The sequence below is a fragment of the Catellatospora sp. NPDC049609 genome (genome assembly GCF_040675365.1).
In the GTDB taxonomy this organism is placed as follows: Bacteria; Actinomycetota; Actinomycetes; order Mycobacteriales; family Micromonosporaceae; genus Catellatospora.
The window spans coordinates 36,663-53,615 of the sequence record NZ_JBFAOU010000012.1; the positions used below are offsets into that span (position 1 = coordinate 36,663).

Below are 16,953 nucleotides of genomic sequence, written 5' to 3' on the forward strand. Positions count from 1 at the left end.
GGTGCCGCCGACCGGGGCTCCATCGCGCGGGCAGCGAGGTGGAGCTGCGGTCGGCGGCCGGTAACGGCGTCGCGCGGACGCGGCGGGGGCCGGTAGGGTCCCGGCATGATCATTCGTGAGGCGACCGCCCAGGACTGGCCGCGGATCTACCCGTTCTTCCGGCAGATCGTCGAGGCGGGGGAGACGTACGCGTTCCCGGAGGGCATGGATCCCGACCAGGCCCGGCCGTGGTGGATGGAGCAGCCGCCGGGGCGCACCGTGGTCGCCGCCGACGGGGACACCGTGCTCGGCTCGGCCAAGATGGGGCCGAACCGCCCGGGTCGCGGCGCGCACATCGCGACCGCCAGCTTCATGGTCGACCCGGCGCACGGCGGGCGCGGCGTGGGCCGGGCGCTCGGCACGCACATGATCGAGTGGGCGCGGGCGGCTGGGTACCACGGGATCCAGTTCAACGCGGTGGTGGAGACCAACGCGGCGGCGGTGCACCTGTGGCAGGCCATCGGCTTCGAGATCCTCGCCACGGTGCCGGAGGCGTTCGCGCATCCGGTGCACGGCCGCGTCGGGCTGCACGTGATGTACCAGCGCCTCTAGGCGAAACCGCCCACCGGGACGCGTTCCGGTGGCGCGGGAGCGGCATTTGGTGCGAATCGCGCACTCCGGATGGGCGCGGCGGTGCGAAATCCGCGATCACCGGCAAGTGCGGAGCGTAGAGGGCCGATTACGTTCAGTGAAAAAATCTTGAGTTTGCCCTGGACGGGGGCCGGTCGGCCGACGTAGCGTGATCCCCAGTGGCGCGACGCTCGATGAAGGCCCCAGGGGTCCCAGCGGGCCGGCCCGGACGGAGATGTTCCGTCAGGAGGCGCCGAGCGAAGTGCACAGGGGGATGGGTGGACAGATGCCGTTGGGGGACGGCGTCCACCCGGACAGTGAAAAGGCCGGCGGTCGCTAACGGGGGTGAGCGACCGCCGGCCGCACTGTCGACGGGGACGGCGAAGGCCGGTGCCCCGGACCCGCTCCCGCCGATCCAGGGCCTGCCGGTCTAGGCGTAGACCTCGCCGCGGGCGGCGCGCTCGACCAGCGACGCCGGCGGCTCGAACCGCTCGCCGTAGCGCTCGGCCAGCTCCCGGGCACGCGCCACGAAACCGGACAACCCGCCGTCGTACTGGTTGACGTACTGCAGCACGCCGCCGGTCCAGGCCGGGAAGCCGATGCCGACGATCGAGCCGATGTTCGCCTCGGGCACCGAGCGCAGCACGCCCTCGTCCAGGCACTTCACCGATTCGATCGCCTCGGCGAACAGCATCCGCTCCACCATGTCGGCGAACGGCAGGTGCGTCGTCCCGCCACCGAAGGCGTCCTTCAGGCCCGGCCACAGTCCGGTCCGCCTGCCGTCGGCGTAGTCGTAGAAGCCCGCGCCCTCCAGCCGGCCCGGCCGGCCGAACTCGTCGACCATCCGGTCCCCGACCGTGAAGTGCGGCAGCTCGACCCAGGTGCCGCCGGCCGCCTCGTGCGCCCGGCGGTACTCGTTGCGCACCTTCTGGCCCAGCTTCATGTTGATCTCGTCGCTGAGCGCGAGCGGCGCGGTGGGGTAGCCCGCCTGCAGACCCGCCTGCTCGATGGAGGCCGCGGCGACGCCCTCGGCCACCATCCGCACCGCCTCGTTGATGAAGGTGCCGATCACGCGGCTGGTGAAGAAGCCCCGGCTGTCGCCGACCACGATCGGCGTCTTGCCGATCTGGGCCGCGAAGTCGACCGCCCGCGCCAGCGCCGCGTCCGAGGTCTTCTCCCCGACGATGATCTCCAGTAGCTGCATCTTGTCGACCGGCGAGAAGAAGTGCAGGCCGATGAAGTCCTCCGGCCGGGTCACCCCGTCAGCCAGGCCCGAGATGGGCAGCGTCGAGGTGTTCGAGCCGAGCAGCGCGTCGGGCGCCAGGTGCGGCTCGATGTCCGCGAAGACCTGCTTCTTCAGGTCGGTGTCCTCGAACACCGCCTCGATCATCAGGTCCGCGCCGAGGGCGTCGGCGGCCCGGTCCGTCGGCGTGATCCGGGCGAGCAGCTCCTCCTGCTTGTCCGGGGACACCTTCGCCCGGGTCATCACCTTGCGGGAGTACTCCTTCCCGCGCTGCGCGGCGTCCAGGGTGACGTCCTTGAGCACCACCTCGATGCCCGCCTTGGCGCAGCGGTACGCGATGCCCGCGCCCATCATGCCCGCGCCCAGCACCACCACCCGGGTGACCGGACGCCGTGGGAAGCCCGCCGGGCGCGCCCGGCCCTTGGTGATGTGCTGCATGTCGAAGTGGAACGCCTGCATCATGTTCTTCGCGATCTGGCCGCAGACCAGGTCGGCGAAGTACCGCGTCTCGATCTTCAGCGCGGTGTCGACGTCGACCTGGGTGCCCTCGACCGCGGTCGACAGCAGCTGCTGCGGGGCCAGGAACGGGGTGTTGCGGCTACGGCCGCGCAACGTCGCGGTGATCGGGATGATCACGTTGTTGGCGAAGGCGAGCGACTTCGGGTCCCCGCCGGGGTTGCGGTAGCCCTTGACGTCCCACGGCTGCGCCGCGTCCGGGTTCGCCGCGATCCAGGCCCGCGCCTTGGCGAGCAGCTCGTCCGGGCCGGTGGCGAGCTCGTCCACCAGGCCGATTTCCAGCGCCTGCGCCGGGCGGAAGGCGCGGCCCTCCAGCAGCACCTTGGTCAGCGCGTCGGACAGGCCGAGCATGCGTACGGTGCGCGTCACGCCGCCCGCGCCCGGGATGATGCCGAGGGTGATCTCGGGCAGGCCGAGCCGGACGTCCCCGCGGTCCAGCACGACGCGGTGGTGGCAGGCGAGCGCGATCTCCAGGCCGCCGCCCAGCGCGGCGCCGTTGACCGCGGCGACCACCGGCCGGCCCAGCTTCTCCAGGCGCCGCAGCTGCGCCTTCATGATGTCGGTGGCCCAGGTCAGGTGCACCGGGTCGCGCTCGGCGAGCATCGACCTCAGGTCGCCGCCGGCGAAGAAGCTCTGCTTCGCCGAGGTGAGGATGACGCCCTGGACCGTCTCCCGCTCGGCCTCCAGCCGGTCCAGCGTCGCGATCAGGCCGCGGATGAACGTCTCGTTCATGGTGTTCACGGCGTGGGCCGGGTCGTCCATGGTGAGCGTGACGATGCCGTCGGCGCTCTGTGCCCAGTCGAACATGGGGTTGCCTCTCAGATCCGCTCGATGATGGTCGCGATGCCCATGCCGCCGCCGACGCACAGCGTCACCAGCGCCCGGCGGGCCTGCCTGCGTTCCAGCTCGTCCACCACGGTGCCGACGAGCATGGCGCCGGTGGCGCCCATGGGGTGTCCCATCGCGATGGCGCCGCCGTTGACGTTGACCTTCTCCATCGGCAGGTCCAGCTCCTTGACGAAGCGCAGCACGACGGAGGCGAAGGCCTCGTTGAGCTCGAAGATGTCGATGTCGTCGACGGTCAGCCCGGCCATGTCGAGCACCTTGCGGGTGGCCGGGGCCGGGCCGGTGAGCATGATGACCGGCTCGCTGCCGGTCAGCGCCGCGGCGACGATCCGCGCGCGGGGGGTCAGCCCCAGCCGGCGGCCCGCCTCCTCGCTGCCGACCAGCACCATCGCCGCGCCGTCGACGATGCCGGAGGAGTTGCCGGCGGTGTGCACGTGCTCGATCCGCTCGATCCAGTGGTACTTCTGCAGCGCGACCGGGTCGTAGAGGGACCCCATCGCGGCGAACGACGCGGGCAGCTTGGCCAGCGCCGCCATCGACGCGTCGGGGCGGACCAGCTCGTCGTGGTCGAGCACCGGCACGCCGCGGTCCACCACCGGCACCACGGACTTGGCGAAGTAGCCGCCGGACCAGGCCGCCGCGGCCCGCTGCTGCGACTGCAGGGCGTACGCGTCGACGTCGTCGCGGCTGAAGCCGTCCACGGTGGCGATCAGGTCCGCGCCGATGCCCTGCGGGACGAACTGGGCGACCCGCGCCGTCTCCGGGTCGAACGCCCACGGGCCGCCGTCGGCGCCCATCGGCACCCGCGACATCGACTCCACGCCACCGGCGATGATCAGGCTGTCCCAGCCGGAGCGCACCCGCGCCGCGGCGGTGTTGACCGCCTCCAGGCCGGACGAGCAGTACCGGTTGAGCTGCACGCCGCAGACCGTGTCGGGCAGGCCCGCGGCCAGCGCGGCCGCCTTGGCGATGTTGCCGCCCTGGTCGCCGACGGGCATCACCGAGCCGAGCACGATGTCGTCGATCGCGGCCGGGTCCAGCCCCGGGTGGCGCCGGCGCAGCTCGTCGATCAGGCCGGTGAGCAGGGAGATCGGCTTGACGCCGTGCAGCGCCCCGGTGTGCTTGCCGCGCCCGCGCGGGGTGCGGACCGCCTCGTAGACGTATGCCTCTGTGGTCACAGCGAGTCCTTTCGTGGAGTGGCGCCGATCGCGCCGGAGGCGAGCAGCTGCTCGATGTCGGCGTCGGCGAAGCCGTGCTCGGCCAGCACCTGCCGGGTGGCGCCGCCGGTCGGCGCGACGCCCGCCGGGCGGGCCGCGGGGGTGCCGCCGAAGCGCGGCGCGGGGGCGGGCTGCACGAGGCCGTCGATCTCGACGAACCCGCCGCGCGCCACGTGGTGCGGGTGCCGGGGCACCTCGGCCAGCGTCAGCACGGGGGAGAAGCAGGCGTCTACGCCATCGAACCGGGCGACCCACTCGTCGCGGGTGCGGCGGCGTACCACGTCGGCGATCTGCTTCTTGCGGGCCGGCCAGCGGGTCCGGTCCTCCTGGCCCGCGAAGTCGGCCGGGTCCAGCCCCAGGGTCTCCAGCATCGCCCGGTGAAACTGCGGCTCGATCGCGCCGAACGCGACGTGCCCGCCGTCGGCGGTCTCGTACGTGTCGTAGAAGTACGCCCCGCCGTCGAGCGGGTTGGTGCCCGGCTCGGTCCACAGCCCCATCGCGGCGGCGGCGTAGAAGCTGCCGAGCAGCGCGGCGGCACCGTCCACCATGGCCACGTCGACGACCTGGCCTTTTCCGGTGTGGGCGCGCGAGTGCAGCGCCGCCAGCACGCCGACGGCGAGCAGCATGCCGCCGCCGCCGAAGTCGGCGATCAGGTTGATCGGGATCACCGGGCCGGTGCCCGGCCGCCCGATCGCGCCGATCACGCCGGCCAGCGCGGAGTAGTTCACGTCGTGCCCGGCGACCCGGGCCAGCGGCCCGTCCTGGCCCCAGCCGGTCATCCGGGCGTACACCAGGCGCGGGTTGCTCGTGGTGAAGACGTCCGGGCCGAGGCCGAGCCGCTCGGTGACGCCGGGCCGGTAGCCCTCGATCAGCACGTCGGTCCGGTCGATCAGCGCCTTGGCGACCGCGACGCCGCGCGGGTGCTTCAGGTCGACCGCGACGGAGCGGCGGCCGCGCCGCAGCACCGGGTCGCCGGCCGCCTTGCCGACCTCCGCGGGACGGTCGATGCGGATCACCTCGGCCCCGAGGTCGGCGAGGAACATGGCCCCGAACGGCCCCGGCCCCTGACCACCCAACTCGATCACTTTCAGGCCGTGTAACGGTCCCATGGATCTCCTAACAGGTGCGAAGAAGGCGCCCGGTTCCGGCGCCCACGGCGGAATCTAGGCAGGCCCTGAGCACGCAGTCCATGGATTCCGGAGGGGACCGGTGAGGCCACCAGTGGTCCTACTGATGCCCGGCACCGGTGGCCGCCGTTGGATGGCCTCGTCGTCGAAATCCCAGGAGGAACCCCATGTCATCGAGCACCGGGCGCGTCGCCCTCATCACCGGGGGCGCCCGCGGCATCGGCGCCGCCACCGCCCGCCGCCTGGCCGCCGACGGCCTGGCCGTGGCCGTGCTGGACCTGACCGAGGCCGACGCGAAGCCCGTGGCCGACCAGATCGCGGCGGTGGGCGGCCGGGCCCTGGCGGTGGGCGCGGACGTCGCCGACCCGGCACAGGTCGAGCAGGCGGTGGCCCGGGTCGCCGACGAGCTGGGCCCGCCGGTGGTGCTGGTCAACAACGCGGGCGTGCTGCGCGACAACCTGATCTTCAAGATGAGCGAGGACGACTGGGACACCGTCATGGACGTGCACCTGCGCGGCGCGTTCCTGATGACCCGCGCCGCCCAGCGGCACATGACGCAGGCCCGCTTCGGCCGGATCGTGAACCTCTCCTCGACCTCGGCGCTGGGCAACCGGGGCCAGGTCAACTACTCCGCGGCCAAGGCCGGCCTGCAGGGCTTCACCAAGACCCTGGCGATCGAGCTGGGCCGGTTCGGCATCACGGCGAACGCGATCGCGCCGGGGTTCGTCGTCACCGACATGACCCGGGCCACCGCCGAGCGGATGGGCGTCGACTTCGGCGAGCTGCAGGTGACGCTGGCCGCGCAGCTGCCGGTGCGCCGGGCGGGCCGCCCCGAGGACATCGCGCACGCCGTATCGTTCCTGGTGAGCGAGGGTGCGGGCTTCGTCAACGGACAGGTCCTCTACGTCGCCGGCGGCCCGCAGGGCTGACCCGGCCGTTGCGGCGCCGAGTCGCCGACCCGACCAAGGCCGCCCTGACCGGTGGCGAACCCTCCCCCCGCTCCGTCCCCGAGGTGACCCATGACCGATACCGCCGCACTCATCGCCGCCCGGCCCGCGTCGGTGGCGCACCTGTTCCTGGCGCGCATCCGCGACAGCGCCGACGCCGAGGCGTACCGCTTCCCCCGCCCGTCCGCCGGTGGCGGCGAGCACTGGGAGTCGCTGACCTGGGGCCAGACCGGGCAGCGGGTCATGGCGATCGCGGCCGGCCTGATCAGCCTGGGCGTACGCCCGGAGGACCGGGTGGCGATAGCCGCCGGCACCCGTGTCGAGTGGATCCTCGCCGACCTCGGCATCCTGTGCGCCGGAGCGGCGACCACGACCGTCTACCCGAGCACCGACGCCGACGAGACGGCGTACATCCTCGCCGACTCGGGCAGCCGGGTGCTGTTCGCCGAGGACGCGGCGCAGCTGGCCAAGGTGGCCGGGCAGCGCGAGCGGCTGCCCGAGCTGACCGCCGTGATCACCTTCGAGGAGGTCGGGCAGGACGGGGTGCTCAGCCTCGCGGAGCTGGAGGCGGCCGGGGCGCGGCTGCTGGCCCACGACCCGGCGGCCGTGCTGAGGACGATCGAGGGCATCGAGCGCGAGCACCTGGCCACGCTGATCTACACCTCGGGCACCACCGGCCGGCCCAAGGGCGTACGCCTGGTGCACGACTGCTGGACGTACCAGTCGGTGGCGACGGTCGCGCTGGACGGCGCGCGCGCCGACGACCTGGAGTACCTGTGGCTGCCGATGGCGCACGCGTTCGGCAAGAGCCAGCTCAACAACCAGATCACCGCCGGGTACGCGATGGCGGTGGACGGGCGGCTGGAACGGTTCGCCGACAACCTGCGCCTGATCAGGCCGACCGTGACCGCGGCGGTGCCGCGCGTGTTCGAGAAGGTCTACATCGCCCTGGCCGCCGACGCCCGCGCGAAGGGCAGGACGTACGACGCGGTCTTCCGGTGGGCGGCCCGGGTCGCCCGCGAGTACACCCGCGTCGCGCAGGAGCGGGGCGCGGCCCGCGGCGGCGGCATGGAGACCGGGAAACCCCTGGTCCCGCTCGGGCTCAAGCTCCGGCACGCGCTCGCCGACCTGCTCGTCTACCGGGGCGTGCGCGCCGCGTTCGGCGGGCGCCTGCGCGGCTGCCTGTCCGGCAGCGCGCCGCTGTCGCCGGAGATCGCCGGGTTCTTCGGCGGCGCCGGGGTGAACATCCTGGAGGGCTACGGCCTCACCGAGACCTGCGCCGGGGCCACCATCGCGGTGTACGAGTACCGCACCGGCCTGGTCGGCAAGCCGCTGCCCGGCCTGGAGGTGCGCATCAGCGACCTGGGCGAGATCCTGCTGCGCGGTCCGGGGCTCATGCGCTACCACCACCTGCCCGAGCAGACCGCGCAGGTGCTCGACGCCGACGGCTGGTTCCACACCGGCGACTCCGGCGAGCTGACGCCCGACGGCTACCTGCGCATCACCGGCCGGATCAAGGAGCTGATCAAGACCTCGGGCGGCAAGTACGTGGCCCCCATCGAGATCGAGAGCCGCTTCAAGGCGGTGTGCCCGTACGTCGCGGACATCATCGTGGTCGGCGACGGCCGCCAGTACTGCAGCGCGCTGATCACCCTCGACGAGCCCGCGATCCTGGCCTGGGCCGCCGCGCACGGCCTGCCCGGCCGCCCCTACGCCGACGTCTGCGTCTCATCCGAGGTGCACGCCCTGATCGGCGGCTACGTCGCCGAGGTCAACGCGACGCTGCAGCGCTGGCAGACCGTCAAGCGGTTCACCGTGCTCCCGCGCCAGCTCTCCCTCGCCGAGGGCGAGCTGACCCCGAGCATGAAGGTCCGCCGCGCCGCCGTCGAACGCAACCACGCCCCCACCATCGCCGCCATGTACGACTGAAAGGAAGGGCACCTTCTTAACGCCATGCGTAGCAGAAGGTGCCCTTCTTAACGTTGTGGCCGTGGCGAGTCCGCCTCCGGGCCGCCTCCGCGCCGGCTCCGCCGCCGTGTGGGGCGGCGAGGCCGTCCTGTGGTCGGCTCAGCTCGCGGGCGGTGACGGCCGGGGCGTCGCGGTGACCCTGATCTCCGGGGTGAGCAGCGCGGCCTCGGCCACCCGGCGGCGCCAGTCGGCGCGCACCCGGTCCAGCTCCGCGCGGTGGTCGGCCTCCCAGCCGTCCAGCCCCCGGGACACCAGCCGCATCGCGGCCGTGTACGCCGGCATCCGGCACTCCGCGTCGTCGGTGAACACCCTGGTCATCTCGTTCTCGGCGGCGTGCCAGGCGGCCGTGGCCGGGCGCTCGCGCGCCGGGGCGTCCTCGACCCGCAGCCCCCAGTCGCGGAACAGGAAGTCGTCGCGCCGGTTCCAGTCCACGTCGTGGCCTCGCTCACGCATGCACGGCTCGTACCGCTGCCAGGACGCCAGCACCAGCGGGTTCCTGGTCACCCGCTCGTACAGGCCGGGCAGGCCGCCCAGCGCGTCCGTGCCCGCGGGCCGGTCGGTGTCGTGGTAGTCGCGGTGCTCGTACGGCTCCCGGCATGCGTTGACCGCCGCCACCCAGCGCTCCTGGTCGGCCCCAGCGGGCGCCCGGGTGACGCCGTACTCGTAGCCCGGCGGGGCGTACGCCGACGCGATCACGTTGAGCGCGAAGCGGCGGCCGTGCTCGGTGACCGAGTCGAGCACGGTCGCGCCGCCCGTGCCGTAGCCGAGGTCGGCATCGGTGAACTCCTCGTACCCGCTGAAGTACGGCGCGGGCGTGTACGGCTGCCCGCGCTCGCGCATGCAGTTCGCGGTGCCGCCCTCGACGCGGTGGTAGTTGAGCAGCTCGTTGGCGCGCAGCTCCTCGACCGAGCCGTAGATCCGCACGGTGAGCGCGTCGAGCCGTGCCGCCGTGGCCGCCAGGTCGAACCGCGCCGCCCGGTGGATCGCGTAGCCGCCGCCCGCGACCAGCACCGCGAGGGCGGCCAGGATCACCACCAGCTTCCGCCGCGTCAGCCGGATCATCCCCGCTCCCTTCCCGACAGAGTCAGCGAGAGGAATGTAGCGCGCCGTCCAGATCGGAGCGGTGCAGCAGGGCGTGCAGCGCGATGCCGTCGGCGGCCAGCGCGGCGGCGCCGCCCTCCGCGCGGTCGATGACGCAGAGCGCGCTGTCGACGATCGCGCCCAGCTCGCGCAACTGCCGGGTGGAGACGGCTATCTGTCCGCCGGAGGTGACGACGTCCTCGACGATCAGCACCCGGCGCCCGGCGATCTCCGCGCCCTCGGCCAGCCGCGCGGTGCCGTACGCCTTGGCGGTCTTGCGGACGAACGCGCACGGCAGCCCGGTGTGCCGTCCCAGCGCGGTGACCACGGCGATGCCGCCCATCTCCAGCCCGGCCAGCACCTGCGTGCCGGGCGGGACCAGCGCCGCCAGGTGCCCGGCGAGCGCGTCGAGCAGCACCGGGTCGGCCTCGAAGCGATACTTGTCGAAGTACTCGGTCGCGGTGCGCCCGGACCGGAGCAGGAACTCACCGCTCAGGCGGCATCGCGCGTCGACCTCACGGGCCAGCTCGGACAGTGTCATGAAAGAAGATCGTCGCACGGCTCGCCCGCGGCCGCGACGCGGCAACGGTCACACGGCCGGCCGGACGCGACATGTCCTGGAAAAGCACCCCCGACTTCAGCGATGTTTCGGAATGCTAGGGGCCGACAGGGCCTTTGTATAGCCCTTCCGGCAGACGTGAAATAGATCATCTGTGCAGCTCAAGGGTATTACCGGGCCACTCTGAGAAGTTATTCGTGGCTGAGTGGACGGGTCGGGTCGGGCGGCTTTCTGCGAGCGTTTAAGACCGCCGACACCCCTCCAGGAGAGTATTCGATGGAAGTCACCACACCGTGGACGGCGCAGCGGCTCCGCGCCGCCGTCGACGAGTTCCTGGCCGCGCACGATCCCCGTTCGATGCCGGCCGCCGCGTTCCTGGGCGCCCGCTACGACGCCGGCCTGGCCTGGGTGCACTTCCCGCCGGGCCGCGGCGGCCTGGGCGCCTCCCGTGACCTGCAGCCGGCCGTGGACGCCGGGTTCGAGGCGGCGGGCGCGCCGCAGCACAACCACACCCTGCACACCATCGGGCTGGGCATGGGCGCGCCGACGGTGCTGACGTTCGGCACCGACGCCCAGCGCGACCGCTGGCTGCGCCCGCTGTGGACCGGCGAGGAGGTCTGGTGCCAGCTGTTCAGCGAGCCCGGCGCCGGCTCCGACCTCGCCGCGCTGAGCACCCGCGCCGTGTACGACCAGGACACCGGCGAGTGGGTGGTCAACGGCCAGAAGGTGTGGACGTCCATCGCGCACGAGGCCGACTGGGCCATGCTCGTCACCCGCACCGACCCGGACGTGCCCAAGCACCGGGGCCTGACCTACTTCGTGTGCGACATGCACGCCCCCGGCGTCGAGGTGCGCCCGCTGCGGCAGGCCACCGGGGAGGCCGAGTTCAACGAGGTGTTCCTCACCGACGTGCGCATCCCCGACGCGCACCGCCTCGGCGCGGTCGGCGAAGGGTGGCAGGTCGCCACCGGCACGCTGATGAACGAGCGCGTCGCCATCGGCGCGCTCCCGATCCCGCGCGAGGGCGGGGTGATCGGCGCGCTCATGGACCTGTGGCGCCAGCGGCCGGAGCTGCGTACGCCCGGCCTGCACGACGCGGTGCTGCGCGCCTGGGTGGACGCCGAGGCGCTGCGGCTCACCGCCGAGCGGCTGCGCCAGCAGCTGGTGGCCGGGCAGCCCGGCCCGGAGGGCTCGGCGGCGAAGCTGCTCTTCGGCACGGTCAACCAGCACCTGACCGGGCTCGCGCTGGAGCTGCTCGGCCAGGAGGGGCTGGGCTACGACGACTGGACGTTCCGCCGCCCCGACCTGCACTCCGAGGGCGCCGCCGAGCACCGGCCGTTCGGCTTCCACTACCTGCGCGCCCGCGGCAACTCCATCGAGGGCGGCACCACCGAGGTGCAGCGCAACATCATCGCCGAGCGGGTGCTGGGACTGCCGCCGGAGATCCGTACCGACAAGAACGTCCCGTGGAAGGACCTGCCGCGATGAGCGAGTCGAGGATGACCGCGCCTGATGCGGCCGGTGGGCGCAGCGAGGAGAAGGCATGAGCGCGCTGCTGTATTCGGAGGTCGAGGAGGACCTGCGGGCGAGCGTACGGGCCCTGCTGGCGGCGCACTGCGCGCCCGAGGCCCTGCTCGGCCGGGTCGAGCAGCCCGACCTGCACGACGCCAAGGTCTGGCACGGCCTCGGCAGCGAGCTGGGCGTGGCCGGGCTCGCCGTGCCCGAACACCTCGGCGGCGCCGGGGCGGGCTGGCGCGAGACCGCCGTCGTGCTGGAGGAGCTGGGCCGCTCGCTCGCGCCCGTGCCGTACCTCGGCAGCAGCGTCATCGCCACGGCGGTGCTGCTGGCGGCGGGGGAGACCCAGCTGCTGCCCGAGGTCGCCGCGGGGCGGCGCATCGCCGCGCTGGCGCTGCCGTTCGCCACCTGGCCGGACGCGCCGCTGCCGGACCGGCTCAGCATCGACGGCGGCACGCTGACCGGGCGCGTCCAGGGCGTCGCCGACGCGCGGCACGCCGACCTGCTGCTGGTGTACGCGGGCGGTGCGCTGCACGCCGTCGAGGCGGCCCGCGTGCTGCGTACGCCGGTGACCTCGCTGGACCTGACCCGGCCGCTGTGCGATCTGGACTTCGCCGGCACGCCGTACACCACGCTGGCCTTCGGCCCGGACGCGGAGCGGGCCGTGCGGGCCGGGCTGACCGCGGGCGCGGCACTGCTCCCCTCGGAGATGCTCGGCGTCGCGGAGTGGTGCCTGACCGCGATCGTCGGCTACGCCAAGGAGCGCTACCAGTTCGGCCGGCAGATCGGCTCGTTCCAGGCGGTCAAGCACCGGCTGGCCGACCTGTGGATCGGCGTGACGCAGGCCCGCGCGGTGGCCCGCAACGCCGCGTCGGCGCTGGCCGACGGGTCGCCGGGCGTCGCGGCCGAGACGGCGCTGGCCAAGGCGTTCGTGTCCGGCGTGGTCGTGCGCACCGCCGAGGAGTCGCTGCACCTGCACGGCGCCATCGGGTTCACCTGGGAGCACCCGATGCACCTGTTCCTGAAGCGGGCCAAGAGCACGTCGCTGGCGCTGGGCACCGCCGACCGGCACCGCGCCGCCCTGGCCGGGCTGGTGAACCTCCCCGCCTGAACGCCGTCACGAAGGGCGCCTTCCCATACGCACCGCGTGGAGGAGGTGCCCTTCCTCTCTCTGATGACAAGGAAGGGTATCGATGACCGCCACCACTCTTGCGCCGCCGCGGGTCCGGTCCGGGTCCGTGCTCTCGTCGATCTTCGTCACGTTGCTGGCCTACGCGATGCTGCAGGGCGGGGTGAACGGCATCCTCATCCCGGCGCAGCTCGCCGAGATCGCCCCGGACCGCAAGGTCGAGCTGCTCGGCTTGATCTCCGCCGTCGGCTCGGTCGTGGTGATGCTGGCCAACCCGCTGCTCGGCGCGCTGTCGGACCGGACCCGCAGCCGGTTCGGCAGGCGTACGCCGTGGGTCGTGCTCGGCGCGTTCGGCGCGGCCGCCGGCATCATGCTCATGGGCCTGAGCACGACACTCGTCGTGATCGCGGGGTGGTGGGCGGTGGCCAACCTCTTCGGCACCGGCACGCTCGCCGCGACGCTGGCGTACGTGCCCGACCGCGTCCCCGCGGACCGGCGCGGCGTGGCCTCCACGGTCACCGGGCTGTCCGCGTTCGTCGGCGTCGTGCTCGGCTCGGTGGCCGCCGCCGCCCTGGTCGGGCGGCCGCTGCTCGGGTACGGCGTGCTGGCGCTGGGCTCGGTGCTGTCCGCGCTGTGGTTCGCCGCCCGGTCCGGCGACGCGTCCAGCGCGGACGCCGAGCGCACGCCCTGGCACTGGCGCCGGTTCGCCGCCGGGTTCTGGATCAGCCCGCGCCGCCACCCCGACTTCGCCTGGGCGTTCGTCGCCCGGTTCGCGATGACGCTGGGCTTCAACGCGATCCAGGTGTACCTGCTCTACATCCTCACCGACTACATCGGCATGTCGCTGGCCGACGGCGCGAGGACCAGCGCCGGGCTGAACCTGGTGCTGGTCGCCGGCATCATCCTGGGCATCCTGCCGGCGGGGGTGATCTCCGACCGGCTCGACCGGCGCAAGGGCATGGTCGTCGTGTCCTCGATCGTCATCGGCACCTCGGCGCTGATCCCGCTGATCTGGCCCACCCTCCCCGCGATGTACTGGTTCGTCGGCGTCTGCGGTCTCGGCTACGGCGTCTACGCCGCCGTCGACCAGGCGCTGATGACGCTGGTGCTGCCCAGCGCCGCCGACAACGGCAAGGACATGGGCGTGCTCAACATCGCCAACGCGGGCGCCCAGTCGCTGTCGCCCCTGTTCGCCGCCCTGATCATCAGCACGCTGGGCGGCTACGAGGCGCTGTTCGTCACGGCCATCGCGCTCGCGGCCGTGGCCACGATCACCATCCTGCCCATCAGATCCGTCCGCTGACCCGCCCGCCCCGCCCGCCCGCCACGGGAGGGCGGGGCGGTGGTCAGGACAGGATGCCGGGGTTCTCGTAGAAGAGGCGGGCGAGGTCGGTGCGGGAGGCGACGCCGAGCTTGGGGAAGATCTTGTAGAGGTGGTATTCCACCGTGCGGTGGCTGAGGAACAGCTGCGCCGCGATCTCCTTGTTCGGGGCGCCCTCAGCCGCCATCCGGGCGATCCGCAGCTCCTGCGCGGTCAGCCGCTCCTCCGGCGCGGCCTCCTTCTTGCGCGCGGTCTCGCCGGTGGCCCGCAGCTCGTGCCGGGCCCGCTCGGCCCAGGGCGACGCGCCCAGCCGCTCGAACGCGTCCAGCGCCGTGCGCAGGTGACCGCGGGCGTCCAGCCGGCGGCGGGCCCGGCGCAGCGCGTCGCCCAGCAGCAGCTCGGTGCGCGCCCGTTCCAGCGGCACGCTGCCGTCGTGCAGCGCCAGCGCCTGCTCGTACTGCGCGATCGCGCGGTCGTCGTCGGGCTCCAGCAGGGCGCGGCAGCGGGCCAGCAGCGCGCGCGCCTCGCCCCGGGTGGACCCGGCCTGCCACGACTCCATGCTGTCCAGCGCCTCGCGGGCGGTCTCGGGCTGCCCGGCCCGCACCGCCGCCTCGATCCGGTCGTGCACCGAGAAGAACGCCAGCAGCGGATGCCCGGAACCCGCCTCCGGGGCCACCACCTGGTCCAGCAGCCGCACCGCCTCGGCCCACCGGCCGCGGCCCATCGCCAGCGCCGCCAGCGCGTGCCGCGCGGTGCCCGCCGCGACCCCGATCCGGCGGGCGGTGGCGATGCGCAGGGCGGCCGCGGCGGACTCCCGGCACGGCTCGTCCTCGCCGCGTACGGCGTGCACCATCGCCATCCGGGACAGGTGCACCGCGGACATGTTCTCCTGGCCGGTCTCGCGGGACAGCCGCAGGCCCTCGTCGATCAGCGAGGCGGCGTTGTCGAGCCGCCCGCTGAGGATCTCCTCCAGCGACATGAACTCCAGCTGCCCCGGCAGCGCGCCCAGGTGGCCGATGGAGCGGGCGATGCCGCCGACCCGGTGCAGCAGGTCCGTGGTCTGCCCGACCTCGCCGAGGTAGAGCGCGCCCACGCCGGCCCACACCTCCAGCATCGGATCACCCAGCGCCCGTGCCGCGGCGATGCCCTCGCCGAGCAGCTGCCGGCCGCGCGGGAAGTCCCGGGAGGCGATGCGCTCCATGCCGTGCAGCAGCAGCCGGGTGCAGTCGGTCACCGGGCTGCCGCCGTGCAGCTGTCCGACCAGCTCGTACAGGCGCGGGAAGCGGTCCAGGTCACCGGCTTGCGAGGCGGCGTCGGCGGCCTGCAGGAAGCAGCGGGCGGCCTCGTCCGGGGCGTGCTCGGCCATCAGCTCCCCGGCCCGGGTGAGCGTGCGCTCGGCGTCGGTGAGCACCCCGGTGCGCAGCTGGATGATGCCGCGCAGGCGCAGGATCACCGCGAGCGTGGCGGGTCTGCGTACCAGCGCCTCGGCCTCGTCGGTCAGCTCCACCGCCCGCGTCGCGTTGCCCGCCTGCCAGCTGGAGCGTGCGGCCTTGTAGAGCCGGTCGGCCCGGGTGTCCGGATCGGGGGTGATCCGGGCGGCCCGGTCCAGCAGCGCCGCCGCCGACGCGTGGCCGCCGCGCGCCTGCGCGTGCTCGGCGGTGCGCTGCAGCTCGGCGGCGACGTCCTCGTCCGGCTCCACCGTGGCGGCGGCCATGTGCCAGGCCCGGCGACCGTCCCCCGCCTGCGGATGCAGCACCGCGGCCAGCGCCTCGTGCGCCTGCCGCCGGGCGGTGAACGGCGCCCCGCTGTAGATCGCGGTGCGCACCACCGGGTGGCGGAAGGCGATCCGCGGCCCGGCGATGGCGATCAGGTTCGCCTGCTCGGCGTCGTCCAGGCAGGACGGCTCCAGCCCGAGCCGGCGGCAGGCGGCCAGCACCGCGGTCAGGTCGCCCAGCTCCTCGGCCGCGGCGACCAGCAGCGCGGTCTGGGTGGCGGCGGGCAGCGCGCGCACCCAGTCCAGGAACGCGCGCTCCACGCCCGCGCCCAGCGGCAGCGGCACCGGCAGCGCCTCACGCCCGGCCAGCTGGGCGCGGTCCAGCAGGCTGCCCAGCTCGGCCAGGGCCAGCGGGTTGCCGTGCGTACGCGCCACCAGCTCGCGCACCACCGCCGGGTCGGCGGGCGCCGCGGCCCGGTCGGCCAGCAGCGCCGCCGCGGGCTGCTCGCCGAGCCCGGACAGGCTCAGCCGGGGCAGCGCCGGGTCCGCCAGCAGGTCGAGGCCGGGGTCGCGCTGGGCCAGCAGCAGCACGACGCCCTCGGCCTGCAGCCGCCGGGCCACGAACAGCAGCGTGTCCACGGTCGGCTGGTCCATCCACTGCGCGTCGTCGACCAGGCAGACCAGCCCCTGCGGGGTGGCGGCCTCGGCGAGCAGGGTGAGCACCCCCAGCGACACCAGGAAACGGTCGTCGCCGTGCCCCGGCCCCAGCCGCAGCGCCGCGCGCAGCGCGTCGGCCTGGGCCTGGGGCAGTGCGGACAGGTGGCTCAGCAGGGGATGAACCAGCTGATGCAGCCCGGCGAAGGCGAATTCCGACTCCGACTGCGCGCCGAGCGCCTGCACCACCGGCACGTCCCGTGATGTCGCGTACGTGCGTACGTACCGCAGCAGGGCGCTCTTGCCCGAGCCCGGCTCGCCCTGCAGCAGCAGCAGGCCGCTGCGGGACGCGGCGGCCCCGTCGACCAGGCGGCGCAGCGCGCTCTGCTCGTCGTCACGTCCGTGCAGCAGGGTGTCCGTGTCGATGGTGGTCCTCCGTGCGGCGTCGCGGTGCGGTCAGCCTAGGCGGATCGGGTGGCGCTCAGGCAGGGCCCGGCGGCACCACTGG

General features: G+C 73.6%; 12 protein-coding genes. 6 read left to right on the forward strand and 6 right to left on the reverse strand.

The window, feature by feature from the left end:
* Positions 1-105 precede the first annotated feature (105 nt).
* Positions 106-591: a GNAT family N-acetyltransferase gene (locus AB0J67_RS05760; protein WP_363476645.1), complete on the forward strand. Its 486-nt coding sequence runs from the start codon at positions 106-108 to the stop codon at positions 589-591.
* 448 nt (positions 592-1,039) lie between these two features.
* Here the strand turns inward: AB0J67_RS05760 and AB0J67_RS05765 are convergent, their stop codons facing one another.
* From AB0J67_RS05765 to AB0J67_RS05775, 3 genes are read right to left on the reverse strand one after another with little or no spacing between them, the layout of a single operon-like run.
* Positions 1,040-3,175 (reverse strand): 3-hydroxyacyl-CoA dehydrogenase NAD-binding domain-containing protein, encoded by a 2,136-nt coding sequence (locus tag AB0J67_RS05765; RefSeq protein WP_363476647.1) that lies wholly within the window; start codon positions 3,173-3,175, stop codon positions 1,040-1,042.
* Between the two features lie 11 nt (positions 3,176-3,186).
* Positions 3,187-4,392 (reverse strand): acetyl-CoA C-acetyltransferase, encoded by a 1,206-nt coding sequence (locus AB0J67_RS05770; RefSeq protein WP_363476649.1) that lies wholly within the window; start codon positions 4,390-4,392, stop codon positions 3,187-3,189.
* On the reverse strand, positions 4,389-5,540 hold the full coding sequence (locus AB0J67_RS05775; RefSeq protein WP_363476651.1) for a CaiB/BaiF CoA-transferase family protein: 1,152 nt from the start codon (positions 5,538-5,540) through the stop codon (positions 4,389-4,391). Before AB0J67_RS05775 ends, AB0J67_RS05770 begins: the two co-directional genes overlap by 4 nt.
* 185 nt (positions 5,541-5,725) lie before the next feature.
* Here AB0J67_RS05775 and fabG point away from each other — a divergent pair, with 185 nt between their 5' ends.
* Positions 5,726-6,487 (forward strand): 3-oxoacyl-ACP reductase FabG, encoded by a 762-nt coding sequence (gene fabG, locus AB0J67_RS05780; RefSeq protein WP_363476653.1) that lies wholly within the window; start codon positions 5,726-5,728, stop codon positions 6,485-6,487.
* A gap of 90 nt (positions 6,488-6,577) precedes the next feature.
* Positions 6,578-8,434, forward strand: coding sequence for a long-chain fatty acid--CoA ligase (locus AB0J67_RS05785; RefSeq protein WP_363476655.1), 1,857 nt, complete (start codon positions 6,578-6,580; stop codon positions 8,432-8,434).
* A 138-nt stretch (positions 8,435-8,572) separates the two neighbouring features.
* On the opposite strand, the gene AB0J67_RS05790 is transcribed toward AB0J67_RS05785, so the two are convergent.
* On the reverse strand, positions 8,573-9,535 hold the full coding sequence (locus AB0J67_RS05790) for a hypothetical protein (RefSeq protein ID WP_363476657.1): 963 nt from the start codon (positions 9,533-9,535) through the stop codon (positions 8,573-8,575).
* A gap of 22 nt (positions 9,536-9,557) precedes the next feature.
* Positions 9,558-10,094, reverse strand: coding sequence for a phosphoribosyltransferase family protein (locus AB0J67_RS05795; protein WP_363476659.1), 537 nt, complete (start codon positions 10,092-10,094; stop codon positions 9,558-9,560).
* Positions 10,095-10,388: 294 nt separating this feature from the next.
* On the opposite strand from AB0J67_RS05795, the gene AB0J67_RS05800 reads away from it, so the two are divergent.
* The 3 genes from AB0J67_RS05800 to AB0J67_RS05810 all read left to right on the forward strand — a co-directional run bounded on the left by AB0J67_RS05800 (position 10,389) and on the right by AB0J67_RS05810 (position 14,059).
* A complete protein-coding gene (locus AB0J67_RS05800; RefSeq protein ID WP_363476661.1) occupies positions 10,389-11,600 on the forward strand; it encodes an acyl-CoA dehydrogenase family protein in 1,212 nt (403 codons plus the stop codon).
* Between the two features lie 55 nt (positions 11,601-11,655).
* Positions 11,656-12,738 (forward strand): acyl-CoA dehydrogenase family protein, encoded by a 1,083-nt coding sequence (locus tag AB0J67_RS05805; RefSeq protein ID WP_363476664.1) that lies wholly within the window; start codon positions 11,656-11,658, stop codon positions 12,736-12,738.
* Between the two features lie 82 nt (positions 12,739-12,820).
* Entirely contained in the window at positions 12,821-14,059 is a 1,239-nt protein-coding gene (locus AB0J67_RS05810) for an MFS transporter (protein WP_363476666.1), read from the forward strand.
* A 43-nt stretch (positions 14,060-14,102) separates the two neighbouring features.
* On the opposite strand, the gene AB0J67_RS05815 is transcribed toward AB0J67_RS05810, so the two are convergent.
* Entirely contained in the window at positions 14,103-16,871 is a 2,769-nt protein-coding gene (locus tag AB0J67_RS05815) for an AAA family ATPase (RefSeq protein WP_363476733.1), read from the reverse strand.
* Between the last annotated feature and the right edge of the window lie 82 nt (positions 16,872-16,953).

Excerpts from the sequence above, each read along its gene's own strand:
- AB0J67_RS05810 (WP_363476666.1), top strand. The coding sequence starts at position 12,821 with ATGACCGCCACCACTCTTGCGCCGCCGCGGGTCCGGTCCGGGTCCGTG.
- AB0J67_RS05800 (WP_363476661.1), top strand. The coding sequence starts at position 10,389 with ATGGAAGTCACCACACCGTGGACGGCGCAGCGGCTCCGCGCCGCCGTC.
- AB0J67_RS05795 (WP_363476659.1), bottom strand. The coding sequence starts at position 10,094 with ATGACACTGTCCGAGCTGGCCCGTGAGGTCGACGCGCGATGCCGCCTG.
- AB0J67_RS05785 (WP_363476655.1), top strand. The coding sequence starts at position 6,578 with ATGACCGATACCGCCGCACTCATCGCCGCCCGGCCCGCGTCGGTGGCG.
- AB0J67_RS05765 (WP_363476647.1), bottom strand. The coding sequence starts at position 3,175 with ATGTTCGACTGGGCACAGAGCGCCGACGGCATCGTCACGCTCACCATG.
- AB0J67_RS05775 (WP_363476651.1), bottom strand. The coding sequence starts at position 5,540 with ATGGGACCGTTACACGGCCTGAAAGTGATCGAGTTGGGTGGTCAGGGG.
- AB0J67_RS05805 (WP_363476664.1), top strand. The coding sequence starts at position 11,656 with ATGAGCGCGCTGCTGTATTCGGAGGTCGAGGAGGACCTGCGGGCGAGC.
- fabG (WP_363476653.1), top strand. The coding sequence starts at position 5,726 with ATGTCATCGAGCACCGGGCGCGTCGCCCTCATCACCGGGGGCGCCCGC.
- AB0J67_RS05760 (WP_363476645.1), top strand. The coding sequence starts at position 106 with ATGATCATTCGTGAGGCGACCGCCCAGGACTGGCCGCGGATCTACCCG.
- AB0J67_RS05790 (WP_363476657.1), bottom strand. The coding sequence starts at position 9,535 with ATGATCCGGCTGACGCGGCGGAAGCTGGTGGTGATCCTGGCCGCCCTC.